This window comes from Simplicispira sp. GW247-4R2A, assembly GCF_059424465.1.
The window spans coordinates 81,532-93,535 of the sequence record NZ_JBWKZM010000006.1 but is presented as its reverse complement, the minus strand read 5'-3'; the positions used below and the strand labels follow the sequence as shown (position 1 = coordinate 93,535).

10 protein-coding genes are annotated in these 12,004 nt (G+C 64.0%); 6 read left to right on the top strand and 4 right to left on the bottom strand.

Annotated features, from left to right (window positions below; all coding sequences use genetic code 11):
- The first annotated feature begins 276 nt into the window (after nt 1–276).
- Nucleotides 277–2,451, top strand: coding sequence for an FUSC family protein (locus AC07ZH_RS06385; RefSeq protein ID WP_495199018.1), 2,175 nt, complete (start codon nt 277–279; stop codon nt 2,449–2,451).
- Between the two features lie 321 nt (nt 2,452–2,772).
- Here the strand turns inward: AC07ZH_RS06385 and sigJ are convergent, their stop codons facing one another.
- The 4 genes from sigJ to AC07ZH_RS06365 form a co-directional block, all read right to left on the bottom strand.
- Nucleotides 2,773–3,696, bottom strand: a complete 924-nt coding sequence (gene sigJ, locus AC07ZH_RS06380; RefSeq protein WP_495199017.1) for an RNA polymerase sigma factor SigJ — start codon at nt 3,694–3,696, stop codon at nt 2,773–2,775.
- 18 nt (nt 3,697–3,714) lie between these two features.
- The gene (locus AC07ZH_RS06375; RefSeq protein ID WP_495199016.1) at nt 3,715–5,046 is read right to left on the bottom strand and encodes an alpha/beta fold hydrolase; all 1,332 of its coding nucleotides are present in this window, start codon (nt 5,044–5,046) and stop codon (nt 3,715–3,717) included.
- Nucleotides 5,046–5,519: a hypothetical protein gene (locus AC07ZH_RS06370; RefSeq protein ID WP_495199015.1), complete on the bottom strand. Its 474-nt coding sequence runs from the start codon at nt 5,517–5,519 to the stop codon at nt 5,046–5,048. The genes AC07ZH_RS06375 and AC07ZH_RS06370 overlap by 1 nt, the downstream gene beginning before the upstream one ends.
- Before the next feature lie 190 nt (nt 5,520–5,709).
- Nucleotides 5,710–6,906, bottom strand: coding sequence for an amino acid aminotransferase (locus tag AC07ZH_RS06365; protein WP_495199014.1), 1,197 nt, complete (start codon nt 6,904–6,906; stop codon nt 5,710–5,712).
- 133 nt (nt 6,907–7,039) lie between these two features.
- Between AC07ZH_RS06365 and uvrB the strand changes: the two genes are divergently transcribed.
- The 5 genes from uvrB (at nt 7,040) to iscA (ending at nt 11,978) form a co-directional block, all read left to right on the top strand.
- Nucleotides 7,040–9,133 carry an excinuclease ABC subunit UvrB gene (gene uvrB / locus AC07ZH_RS06360; protein ID WP_119107704.1) on the top strand — a complete coding sequence of 698 codons (2,094 nt, stop codon included), beginning with the start codon at nt 7,040–7,042 and terminating at the stop codon, nt 9,131–9,133.
- Between the two features lie 215 nt (nt 9,134–9,348).
- Nucleotides 9,349–9,885, top strand: coding sequence for a Fe-S cluster assembly transcription factor (locus AC07ZH_RS06355; RefSeq protein WP_119107703.1), 537 nt, complete (start codon nt 9,349–9,351; stop codon nt 9,883–9,885).
- A gap of 111 nt (nt 9,886–9,996) precedes the next feature.
- The gene (locus AC07ZH_RS06350) at nt 9,997–11,217 is read left to right on the top strand and encodes an IscS subfamily cysteine desulfurase (RefSeq protein ID WP_495199013.1); all 1,221 of its coding nucleotides are present in this window, start codon (nt 9,997–9,999) and stop codon (nt 11,215–11,217) included.
- A gap of 25 nt (nt 11,218–11,242) precedes the next feature.
- A complete protein-coding gene (gene iscU / locus AC07ZH_RS06345; protein ID WP_119107701.1) occupies nt 11,243–11,647 on the top strand; it encodes a Fe-S cluster assembly scaffold IscU in 405 nt (134 codons plus the stop codon).
- 7 nt (nt 11,648–11,654) lie between these two features.
- Nucleotides 11,655–11,978 carry an iron-sulfur cluster assembly protein IscA gene (gene iscA, locus AC07ZH_RS06340; RefSeq protein WP_495199012.1) on the top strand — a complete coding sequence of 108 codons (324 nt, stop codon included), beginning with the start codon at nt 11,655–11,657 and terminating at the stop codon, nt 11,976–11,978.
- The last annotated feature ends 26 nt before the right edge of the window (nt 11,979–12,004 follow it).

Sequence of the window (12,004 nt, the reverse complement as noted above, 5' to 3'; positions counted from 1 at the left end):
AAGCGCTGGCAGCTATTGGTTCGATAGCGTCCTGCCCCTGGCATTGGTTAATGCGGGTCGCCGAGCAGCGTCTCCTTCCAAGGGGGGGCTGGTTGTGGTGCCACGGCGTGCGTACCCACCCCATTTGCCAGGGCATCTTGCACAAGCAGCTCAGGCGCTCGCGGGCGCTGTCTGGCGCCGTGATCTGCGCCGGAACTGGCCTGCGCTTGGCCTTCCGCTGGGCGACAATTCGGGCCTCGCATCCTTCAACGCGCCCCTGACGGGGCCCCACAACCCATGGCCCGTGCCCCGCAGCTGCTGATGCACCTGCCCACCTACCTGCTCAACGGCGCGCTGGTCGCCGCGGGGGTGGCGATGGTGCATGGTACGGTGGGCGCAGCCGCGGGCGCCGGTGCCGCCGGTCTGGCCCTGACCGGTGCGGTGTGCACCAGCCTGGCCGACGCGCCGGTGCCCATGGTCAGGGCTTGGCGCCAGCTGCTGGCTGGCGCGCTGGCCGCACTGGCCGGCACCGCCCTGGTGCTCCTGGCCCAGCCATCACCGGTGGTGCTGGGCCTGGCGCTGGCACTGGGCGGTGCACTGGCGATGATGGTGATGTCCTGGGGTCTGCGGGCCGGCGCCGTGGCTTTTGCGCCGGTGCTGGCGATGGTCTTCACGCTGGCCTCACCGGCGGGCAGCGTACCGCCGGTAAGGATGCTGGGCTGGCAAGCCGTGGGCGCGGCGCTGTACGGGCTGTGGGCTGTCGCGACGGGTTGGCTGATGCAGCCGCGCTGGCGCACGCTGGCGGTGGCATCGGCGCTGCAGGCCTCGGCCGCTTTGCTGCAGGCCCGGGCCGAAGTCTGGCGCGCCAGCGCAGCCGCCCCGGCCCAGCCGGGCGCCGACGACCCGGCCCGCGCAGCCTGGCGATGGGTCCAGCAGGAAGCCGAGCTGGCCGACCTGTTGCAGGCGGCGCGCGACCTGGTGTTTGCCGCACCCAGGGCAGCGCACCACCAGCGCCTGTCCGCCGTGCTGGTGTACACCATCGAGCTGCGTGACATGCTGCTGGCGGTGCGCCTGGACCTCGACCTGATCGGCCACGACGCACCCGGTCGCCAGACCATGGCCGAGATGGCCCAAGCCCTGGGCCGGCTGGCCGACCAGCTGTCGCAAGCCGCCAGCACTCTGCGCCTGGGCCAGCTCGGCTCTGCACCAGCCACGGGCGCGGACCCAGCCGCGCGGGACGCGCTGCAGGCGCCAGGCAGCAGCGTGGCCTGGCCCGAGCATGACCCACGGGCGCGCCTGGTGCCCGTGCTGCAGCTGCGGCTGCAGGCCCTGCGCCGCGTTGTGCAACAGGTGCACGACGCTCTGCAGGGACCGCCTCCATCCGCGGTGCTGTCGGCTGAGCAGTTGCGCCGCTTCGTGGCCCCCAGCGACTGGCCGCTGTCTGCGCTGAAGGCCCAGTTCAGTGGCCATTCGCCGGTGCTGCGGCATGCGCTGCGCACCGGCCTGGCGTTTGGCTGTGCCTATGCGCTGGCGCAGGTGCTGCCCTGGTCTGCCCACCCGCATTGGCTGGTGCTGAGTGTGGCGGTGGTGCTGCGCGGCAACCTGGCGCAAACCCTGGCACGGCGCAACCAGCGGGTCGGCGGCACGCTGCTGGGCTGCCTGCTGGTGGTGGGCCTGGCCCGCCTTCCCGCAGAGCCGTGGCAGACGCTGGTGTTTTTACTGGCTGTGGGCACTGCCCATGCCTTCGTGGTGCGCCGCTACTTGGTTACCGCCATTGCCGCCACCGTGATGGCGCTGTTGCAGGCCCACCTGATGTACCCGGCCGGCGGCCTGGCCGTGACCGAACGGGTGGCCGATACGGTGCTGGGGGCGGCCTTGGCCTGGCTGTTCAGCTATGTATTGCCGTCCTGGGAGCGGCGCCAACTGCCGCGCCTGGTCAACCAGGCACGGCAGGCGCTGTTCCACTACGCGCTGGCGGTGCTGGGCGCGGCAGGGCCGGATCAAGTGGACCAGCGCCTGGCGCGCCGGCGCGCCTACGACGCGCTGGGTGCGCTGGCCGCCGCCGCCCAGCGCAGCGCCGCCGAGCCCCGCAGCGAGCGCCTGCCCACGGCTCAGGTGCTGAGCCTGCTCGACCGCGGCCAGCGGCTGATGGCGCACCTGTCGCTGGTGCGGCTGAGCCTGGCCGGGCCCTGGGTGGCCGGTGCCGGATCGGCGTTGACCGACAGTCTGGCCCAAACCCGTCGCGCCTTGGCCCGTCTGTTGGCTGACCCGGCGGTGGCCCACACCGAGGTGGCCGGCGGCAGCGCGGCAGCACCCGTTTCCTACTCCTGGTCAGACGGTCTGGATACGCTGCCGTTGGCAGCGCCCGATCAGGACAGGCTGTCCTGGCTGCAGCGCCGCCTGGGCGTGTTGCAAAACGACGCGCAGGCGGTGCAGCAGGCCGCGTGGGCACTGAGCCACGCACGCACCTGAGGCGGCGTGTGGGCCGTGAGGTGAGATGCCAGGAACCTGCCTTTCGCCAGTGGCGGCAGTGGCAGCAAACGGTCGAGTGACGTTTCCGTGAAGCCCGTTGCCAAGGACGTGAAGAGCACACCTCCTCTCGACGTTTTGTTCGGCTTCATTTAATGCAAAACTGATAGCAGCTAACGTACGTCCATCAAGCGCCATGGCCCTATTCGTCGTCTTGTATTGGTGTCATCAGGGATATCTGCTCATTGGCTACAGCGGCGGTGCCCATCACGGCGTGGTGCAGTTGGCGGGCGGTGCAACGAAGGCAACCCTGGGAATCGCGGCCTATCCATTCTTGCGCCCAGGCAGTTCCCGAAGTGCGCACGGTTGTAGTTTGTCCGGGTTCCGCTGGAAATACACGCCGCGCACCCGACCTGTCGTGTCGAACGCAAGTGCCACCACCTGCTCCATGCGTCCCTGCGCATCAAACAGCACAGCGCCTGGCATACCGTTGATAGATGCTGGACGCGGAGCTTGCGGCGCCCCTCCGTGTGTTTGCCAGGTGGTTGCAAAGCCTATCAAAACCTGCGCTACCCGCGCCAAGCCGCCCAGTGGCCGCGGCACGGCGCACACCACGCCGCCACCGTCGCTGTACAGGTACACGTCGTCCGCCAGCAAGGCCATGAGCGCCTCCAAGTCGCCCTGCGTGACCGCTGTGGCGAACGCAGCAAGCAGGCGGGCGGTATGTGCATCGTCCATGGGCCGACCGGGCGTTGCTCTTGTTTCAGAACGCATGCGCTGGCGTGCGCGTGAGGCAAGCTGGCGGCAAGCGCTGGAGCTGCGTTGAAACACTGCGGCAAGCTCCTCAAAGGGGATATCAAATACGTCATGCAACAAGAAAACGGCGCATTCCAAAGGGCTCAGTCGCTGCAAGGCAAGCATGAACGCAAAAGACACATCCTGTGCGCGCCCCAAGGCGACCTCTGGACCTTCGCAGTAGGCCCCCAGTTCGCTGTCAATCAGGGGCTCTGGCAGCCACAAACCCACGTACTGCTCGCGCCGCGCACGTGCCGACCGCAAGCGGTCGAGGCACAAATATGTGGCGATACGGGTCAAGTAGGCGCCTGACTCCTCAACGGCCTGGGTATCGGCGCCCTGCCAGCGCAACCAGGTGTCCTGCACCACATCTTCGGCCTCTGACCGGGAGCCCAGCATGCGGTAGGCCAATCCCCGCAGGCGACGGCGATGCGATTCAAAAAGTGCAGCCATTGAGCAGTAGCCGTTGTGTTACCGGGATCCGTGATTCTCGCTGCCAAGGGCCCCTGGCGTCAGCATCGCAATGGCACGCGACCGCACTACACGAATGGCCTCAATCACGGCCTGCGGTTGATCCACATGGAGGTAATGCCCGCTCCCTGCTATGGCTTGCACCGAAACCCCGCCTTCAGAAGCCAACTCCTGTTGGCGCTGCGCCCACAGTGCCCGAAGTGCTGGCGTCTGCATGCCGGGCGGAAAATCGCGTGCCTCCGTGCTGCTCAGTACTACCATAGGCAATGGGGGCAACGCAGGAAGTGTGCGTGAATGCGCCAACCATGCGTCAAATTGGGCGTTTTCATCTCGCAAAGCATGGTAGCTGGATGTGCGCCAAGCTTGGGCTACGGCCGAGCTTCTGGCGGGTTCTGGCAGGCGTTCTGCCACCAAATTGGCCGGCTGGTTGGTCACGCGCAATATGCCCAAGGGAGCAACGGCAGCGGCCAGATTCAGCAACCGCGCCAGGCTACGGCGCTGCGTAGCATAGGCACCGCTGGTCACGGCGGGAGCGTCGGTGAGGTCCTGGGTGCGGTTGACAGCATCCACCAGCACCAAACCCGCTACCTGCTGCGGATGGGTTCGCGCATAGTCCGCCACCAACAGTCCGCCCATCGAATGCCCCACCAATATCAGCGGGCCCGCCAAGTCGGCAGCCTTGATGAGTTGTTCAAGGTCTGCATGCGGCGTGCGCATGGCACCTTCTGGCATAAGGTCGGACCAGCCATAGCCAGCTCGGTCGTATGCGCACACTCGCCCGTCGCGTGCCAAGGCCGGTTGCACTGCCGCCCAGTCGCTCGACCAACCGCTCATGCCCGCTTCCAGCAATATGGTGGGCACACCGCTACCCAAGCAATACAGATGCAAACGCCGCGCCCCTTCTATGGCAACGAGCTGGCCTGGTGGCGCCAGCGCACCACCGGCGTCGGCGCTCCGCAGGTGGTGACATGCACTCGCGCCGAGCACCGACAACAGAAGGACGAACTTCCCACCAATTCTGCTAAGGAGCCTCTGCACGAATCGTCGCGCCGTGTGCATCTGCGGCCTCGGGCGATCTGCAGCGTTGCAAATCCTCGCGATAGCTACGGCTATCGCTGCGGTTTGCGCCTTGCAGATCATCCCGATCCGCAGCGCCCACTTGCCACGCGATTCGTGCAGAGGCTCCCTAAGAACGATTTGCAACCCCGCAAATGCCGCCTTTGCGGGGCAATGGGCTCCATGAAAAGATCGTAAACACGTTCTCAGCAATCTGCGCTTCGGCGCAGTCGAACTCTCACGCAGGTTGGCACTAGGGCGAGAAAAATAGGTCATCACGTGCTTCTCATTCTGGGTTGGTACCCATATGACGACGTAGCCCGTGCTGATGTGACATCGGTGCAGCGCTTGCTCAGCTTTGATCGACCGCTTGTGGTCGCAAACCGTCCTGGGGCGTTGCTATGAAGAACGGCGGATAGAAGCATGCACCAGCGGCCTGCGCGCGCTGCGTTCTTGTTGGTGGTGTACATCCACAGCATGACGGCATTCAAGGTCGCCAGGGCAGCCAGCGTCCAGAGCGAGAGGCGCTGCGTCCACACGCCCCAGGCCAGCAGAGCGGCCCATACCAGCATCAGGCCAAAAGCCAAGGGGGCGTCGGTAGCGGGCGATGGCGCTTTGCTTTCGCGCTGGGGCGTAGCGCCGCCGCAGTCGCGCAGGCAGAAGAACACGTCACCAGCGGAATCGGCGCTGCGAATCAAACCAAACGCGCGCGTGGCGTCCCAGCGGACGATGGAGCCGCGCTTGGTCATGCGGTGTCGCTTATTCAGGGGGTGGGCGTTTGTGCAATCGGGATCGCAATAGCGACAAGTTACTATTCAAATAATAGCTGCCTGCGCTTACTGGTAAAGCGCTAGAGGCCAAAAACACCAAAACTTTTCAACAAAAAACCGCCCGTAGGCGGCTGGCAATGCCCAGGGTGCTGCGCACCCCCGGAAGGCATTACATGACCTTGGCGATCGACGCGCAGACGTAGTCGATGTTTTGGCTGTTGAGCGCCGCCACGCACATGCGGCCAGTATCCGTGCCATACACGCCAAACTCGTTGCGCAGGCGCACCATCTGGTCTTTGGACAGGCCCGAGTAGCTGAACATGCCAATCTGGCTGGTGATGAAGGACATGTCCTGTTTCACGCCGGCAGCCTTCAGGCCGTCAACCAGCTTCTGGCGCATGGCTTTGATGCGCACGCGCATCTCGCCCAGTTCCTTTTCCCACAGCGCACGCAGTTCCGGGTCGCTCAGAACGGCGGCCACCACGGCACCGCCGTGGGTGGGTGGGTTGCTGTAGTTGGTGCGGATGACGATTTTGAGCTGGCTCAGCACGCGGCCAGCTTCTTCCTTGTCCTGGCACAGCACCGAGAGGCCGCCCACGCGCTCGCCGTACAGGCTGAAGCTCTTGGAGAACGAGGTGGAGACAAAGAAGTTCATGCCAGACGCCACGAATTTGCCGATCACCGCGCCGTCCTCGGCAATGCCGTGGCCAAAGCCCTGGTAGGCCATGTCGAGGAAGGGCGTGAGTTTGCCGGCCTTGAGCACTTCGATGACCTGGTCCCACTGCGTGGCGGTGATGTCGTAGCCCGTGGGGTTGTGGCAGCAGGCGTGCAGCACCACGATGGTGCCGGGTGCGGCGGCCTTCAGGCTGGCGAGCATGCCGCCAAAGTTCACGCCGCGTTTTTCCGCGTCGTAGTAGGCGTAGGTGCCGACTTCGAAACCGGCGTTGGTGAACAATGCGCGGTGGTTTTCCCAGCTCGGGTCCGAGATGAGCACCTTGGCATTCGGGCTGAGCTTCTTCAGGAAGTCGGCGCCGATCTTCAGACCGCCAGTGCCGCCAATGGCTTGCACGGTGGCGACGCGGCCGCTTTTCACGGGCTCGCTGTCTGCCCCGAACACCAGCGCCTTGACGGCATTGTCGTATGCCACGATGCCGTCGATGGGCAGATAGCCGCGCGCCGTGGGCTTGGCCATCATCTTCTGCTCGGCCGTTTGCACGCATTGCAGGAGCGGAAGTTTGCCGTTGTCGTCGAAGTACACGCCGACGCCCAGATTGACCTTTTTGGGGTTGGTATCGGCGTTGAATTGTTCGTTCAGACCCAGAATGGGGTCGCGGGGCGCCATTTCGACAGCGGAAAACAGAGACATGAAAAGTCCTCGAAGGGTGGAAATTGGGCTGCCCGACCTCAGATGGGCGACTCGGCTACGCTTTGTGGCTTCGGGCAAACCCGAATTTTAGAACCTGTTCTTGCTCCAGTGGCCCATCCCCTACGCTCACCCTATGCACGAAGTCACTTCTGAGCCCGCCACGGGCGAATTTCTGCGTTTCCCTGGCTCGCCGTTCGAGCTGTACCAGCCGTACCCGCCGGCGGGCGACCAGCCCGAGGCCATTGACCAGCTCGTCGAAGGCGTGCGCGACGGCGAGGTGTTCCAGACCCTGCTGGGCGTGACCGGCTCGGGCAAGACTTTCACCATGGCCAACGTCATCGCCCGCCTCGGCCGGCCGGCCATCGTGTTCGCGCCCAACAAGACGCTGGCGGCGCAGCTGTATTCGGAGTTCCGCGAATTCTTCCCGCACAACGCGGTGGAGTATTTCGTCAGTTACTACGACTACTACCAGCCCGAGGCCTACGTGCCGCAGCGCGACCTGTTCATCGAAAAGGACAGCGCCATCAACGAGCACATCGAGCAGATGCGGCTCTCGTGCACCAAAAGCATCCTGGAGCGGCGCGACGTGGTCATCGTCGCCACGGTCTCGGCCATCTACGGCATCGGCAACCCCGAGAGCTACCACCGCATGGTGATGACGCTGCGCACGGGCGACAAGCTGGGCCAGCGCGACGCCATCGCCCAACTGGTGCGCATGCAGTACCAGCGCAACGATACCGATTTCGCGCGCGGCACGTTTCGGGTGCGCGGCGACACCATCGACGTGTTTCCGGCCGAGCATTCCGAGCTGGCGATTCGCATCGAGCTGTTCGACGACGAGGTGGAAAGCCTGCAGCTTTTCGACCCGCTGACCGGCCGCGTGCGCCAGAACATTCCGCGCTTCACCGTCTACCCCAGCAGCCACTACGTCACGCCGCGCGACCAGGTGCTGTTGGCTGTTGACGCGATCAAGCTGGAACTGGCGGAGCGCCTGAAGCAGCTGGTGGGCGACGGCAAGCTGGTGGAAGCCCAGCGGCTGGAGCAGCGCACCCGCTTTGATCTGGAAATGCTCAGCGAAGTCGGGCACTGCAAAGGCATCGAGAACTACTCGCGCCATCTCTCGGGATCAAAACCGGGCGACCCGCCGAGTACGCTGACCGACTACCTGCCGCCCGACGCGCTGATGTTCCTCGACGAGAGCCACCAGATGATCGGCCAGCTCAACGCCATGTACAACGGCGACCGCTCGCGCAAGACGACGCTGGTGGAATACGGCTTTCGCCTGCCCAGCGCGCTCGACAACCGGCCGCTGAAGTTCGAGGAATTCGAGCGGCGCATGCGCCAGGCCATTTTCGTTTCGGCCACGCCGGCCGACTACGAAAAGCAGCACGCCGGCCAGGTGGTCGAGCAGTTGGTTCGGCCCACCGGGCTGGTGGACCCCGAGGTGCAGGTGCGCTCGGCCACCAACCAGGTGGACGATGTGCTGCAGGAAATTCACATCCGCGTGCAAAAGAACGAGCGTGTGCTCATCACGACGCTCACCAAGCGCATGGCCGAGCAACTGACCGACTATTTAAGCGACAACGGCGTGAAGGTGCGCTACCTGCATTCCGACGTGGACACGGTGGAGCGGGTCGAGATCATTCGCGACCTGCGCCTGGGCGCGTTTGATGTGCTGGTGGGCATCAACCTGTTGCGCGAGGGGTTGGACATCCCCGAGGTCTCTCTGGTGGCCATTCTGGACGCGGACAAGGAGGGCTTTTTGCGATCCGAGCGCAGCCTTATCCAGACCATTGGCCGCGCCGCACGCAATGTGGCTGGGACGGCCATTTTGTACGCCGACCGGGTGACCGATTCCATGGAGCGTGCCATGGGCGAAACCCAGCGCCGGCGCGAGAAGCAGGTGGCGCACAACCTGGAGCGCGGCATTACGCCGCGCAGCATCGTCAAGCAGGTGCGCGACCTGATCGATGGCGTGTACAGCGAAAAATCCGGCAAGGAAGCCGAGCGTCTGGAGCAGGGCGCGGTCGAGAAAGCGCGCATTGAGGACATGAGCGAGAAGGACATTGCGCGCGAGATCAAGCGCCTGGAAAAGCAGATGCTGGAGCACGCCCGCAATCTCGAGTTCGAGCAGGCGGCACGCGTGCGTGACCAGTTGGCAACGCTCAAGGATGCGGCCTTTGGCGCGCACGGTGGTGACCACCTCGTGCCTTTCCCCGCATCATGAAAGGCGTATTCATACGCAAACGGCTGTCTTGTGACTGTTCGTTCGAATATCCGACAAATTTGATCTGACTTTGTGCTATACTCACACAACTTAGTCGGGTTTTCTCTGTTCCCGAAAAAGGGTGCCTTTTCCCAGGCAGACAAGACGGAGAACGGGTGGCGGCCTCGCACTGTGTGCGGCCTGTCACATAGAACCCAAAGCACAAGGAGCTTGCGATGCGTCTTACCACCAAGGGCCGGTTTGCTGTAACCGCCATGATCGATCTGGCCCTGCGCCAGGGCAATGGTCCCGTTACCCTCGCCGCCATCAGCCAGCGCCAGCGCATTTCGCTGTCCTATCTGGAGCAACTGTTTGGCAAACTGCGCCGCCACGAGCTTGTCGAATCGACGCGTGGTCCCGGCGGCGGCTACACCCTGGCGCGCACGGCTGGCGACATCACGGTGGCCGACATCATTGTGTCCGTGGACGAACCCATGGATGCGACCCAGTGCGGTGGCAAGGAAAACTGTCTGGGTGAGGCCGGCCGCTGCATGACGCACGATCTGTGGGCCACGCTGAACCAGCGCATGGTCGATTTCCTGGCTTCGGTCAGCCTGCAAAAGCTGGTCGATGAGCAGCTCGCCAAAGGTTTGCAGATTGAAGACAAGCCTGTTTTGCGCCGCGCCATCTCCACCCAGCCGGTGATCAAGCCGATTCGCGTGAACGCGCCCAATTCGGTATTTGCCCTGGGCAACGTGTTCGCCAAATCCTGAAGACCCTGATGCGGCATGGGTGGCAGCGCGTTGCAAGGCGCGCGCCAGCTTTTTGCTGCAAGCTCGCAACGTCGCACTACCCGCCAGCCCGCCTTATTGAACGAGCCAGCCATGGACATGACCCCGCACTTCCCGATATACCTTGACTACGGTGCCACCACGCCGGTGGACCCGCGCGTGGTCGACGCCATGATCCCGTGGCTGCGCGAGCATTTTGGCAATGCTGCCTCTCGCAGCCACGCCTGGGGCTGGGAAGCCGAAGAAGCGGTGGAGCGTGCCCGCGGCCAGGTGGCCGACCTGATCGGTGCCGACCCGCGCGAAATCGTTTGGACCAGCGGCGCCACCGAATCCATCAACTTGGCCCTCAAGGGCGCGGCCCAGTTCTACAAAGGCAAGGGCAAGCACCTCATCACCTGGAAAACCGAGCACAAGGCCGTGCTCGACACCATGCGCGAGCTGGAACGCCAGGGCTTTGAGGTCACTTACCTCGACGTGCAGGAAGACGGCCTCGTCAATCTTGATGCGTTCAAGGCCGCGCTGCGGCCCGACACGGTGCTGGTGAGCGTGCTGTTCGTCAACAATGAAATCGGTGTCATTCAGGACGTGGCCGCCATAGGCGCCATCTGCCGCGAGAACGGAACCCTGCTGCATGTCGATGCCGCGCAGGCCACGGGACGGGTCGAAATCGACGTGAAAACCCTGCCCATCGATCTGATGAGCATGACGGCGCACAAAACCTACGGCCCCAAGGGTGTAGGTGCGCTCTACGTGCGCCGCAAGCCCCGGGTGCGCCTTGAAGCGCAGATTCACGGCGGCGGTCACGAGCGCGGCATGCGCTCGGGCACCTTGCCCACGCACCAGATCGTCGGCATGGGCGAAGCGTTTCGCATCATCAAGCTCGAAATGGACGAGGTGAACGCCAAGGCGCAGGTGCTGCAAAAGCGCCTGCTCGATGGCCTGAAAGATATTGAACAGGTCTTCATCAACGGCAGTCTCGAACGCCGCGTGCCGCAGAACCTGAACATCAGTTTCAATTTTGTCGAAGGTGAATCGCTGATCATGGGCATCAAGGGCCTGGCCGTGTCGTCCGGTTCGGCTTGCACCTCGGCCAGCCTGGAGCCTAGCTACGTGCTGCGGGCCTTGGGCCGCAGCGACGAATTGGCGCACAGCAGCCTGCGCATGACCATCGGGCGCTTCACCACCGAAGAAGAGATCGACTACGCGATCTCGACCATTCGCGAAAACGTGGCGCGCCTGCGTGAACTCAGCCCGCTCTGGGAGATGTACCAGGACGGCATCGACATCAGCACCATCCAGTGGGCTGCCCACTGAAACCGGACTTTGCAAGGAGCACACCATGGCTTATTCAGAAAAAGTAATCGACCATTACGAAAACCCGCGCAACGTGGGCTCGTTCGACAAGGGCGACGAATCGGTGGGTACCGGCATGGTTGGCGCCCCGGCCTGCGGCGACGTGATGAAGCTGCAGATCAAAGTGAACGCCGACACCGGCGTGATCGAAGACGCACGCTTCAAGACCTATGGCTGTGGCTCCGCCATTGCTTCGTCGTCGCTGGTGACCGAGTGGGTCAAGGGCAAGACGCTGGACGAAGCGGCGGCCCTCAAGAACAGCGAAATCGCGCAGGAACTGGCTTTGCCACCGGTGAAGATCCATTGCTCCATCCTGGCGGAAGATGCCATCAAGGCCGCCGTCAGCGACTACAAGGCCAAGCACGGCGTGGCCGCTGCCGCAAATGCCTGAGAACGCCATGGCCATCACCCTGACCGAAGCAGCGGCCCGCCACGTGAGCCGCTATATGGAGCGACGCGGCAAGGGGCTGGGCGTTCGCCTGGGCGTGAAGACCAGCGGCTGCTCGGGCCTGGCCTACCAGCTCGAATACGTCGACGAAGCAGCGCCCGAAGACCTGGTGTTTGAAAACCATGGCGTCAAGCTGCTGATCGACCCCAAGAGCCTGGCCTACCTGGACGGCACCGAACTCGATTTTGTCCGCGAAGGCCTGAACGAAGGTTTTAAATTCAGCAACCCCAACGAGCGCGACCGCTGCGGCTGCGGCGAGAGCTTCAGGGTTTGATTCGGACAACCCCCTGAGCGGCTTTG

Coding starts and splice junctions, on each gene's coding strand:
- AC07ZH_RS06385 (WP_495199018.1), top strand. CDS start 277: ATGGCCCGTGCCCCGCAGCTGCTGATGCACCTGCCCACCTACCTGCTC.
- AC07ZH_RS06370 (WP_495199015.1), bottom strand. CDS start 5,519: ATGACCAAGCGCGGCTCCATCGTCCGCTGGGACGCCACGCGCGCGTTT.
- AC07ZH_RS06355 (WP_119107703.1), top strand. CDS start 9,349: ATGCGTCTTACCACCAAGGGCCGGTTTGCTGTAACCGCCATGATCGAT.
- AC07ZH_RS06350 (WP_495199013.1), top strand. CDS start 9,997: ATGGACATGACCCCGCACTTCCCGATATACCTTGACTACGGTGCCACC.
- AC07ZH_RS06375 (WP_495199016.1), bottom strand. CDS start 5,046: ATGACCTATTTTTCTCGCCCTAGTGCCAACCTGCGTGAGAGTTCGACT.
- AC07ZH_RS06365 (WP_495199014.1), bottom strand. CDS start 6,906: ATGTCTCTGTTTTCCGCTGTCGAAATGGCGCCCCGCGACCCCATTCTG.
- iscA (WP_495199012.1), top strand. CDS start 11,655: ATGGCCATCACCCTGACCGAAGCAGCGGCCCGCCACGTGAGCCGCTAT.
- iscU (WP_119107701.1), top strand. CDS start 11,243: ATGGCTTATTCAGAAAAAGTAATCGACCATTACGAAAACCCGCGCAAC.
- sigJ (WP_495199017.1), bottom strand. CDS start 3,696: ATGGCTGCACTTTTTGAATCGCATCGCCGTCGCCTGCGGGGATTGGCC.
- uvrB (WP_119107704.1), top strand. CDS start 7,040: ATGCACGAAGTCACTTCTGAGCCCGCCACGGGCGAATTTCTGCGTTTC.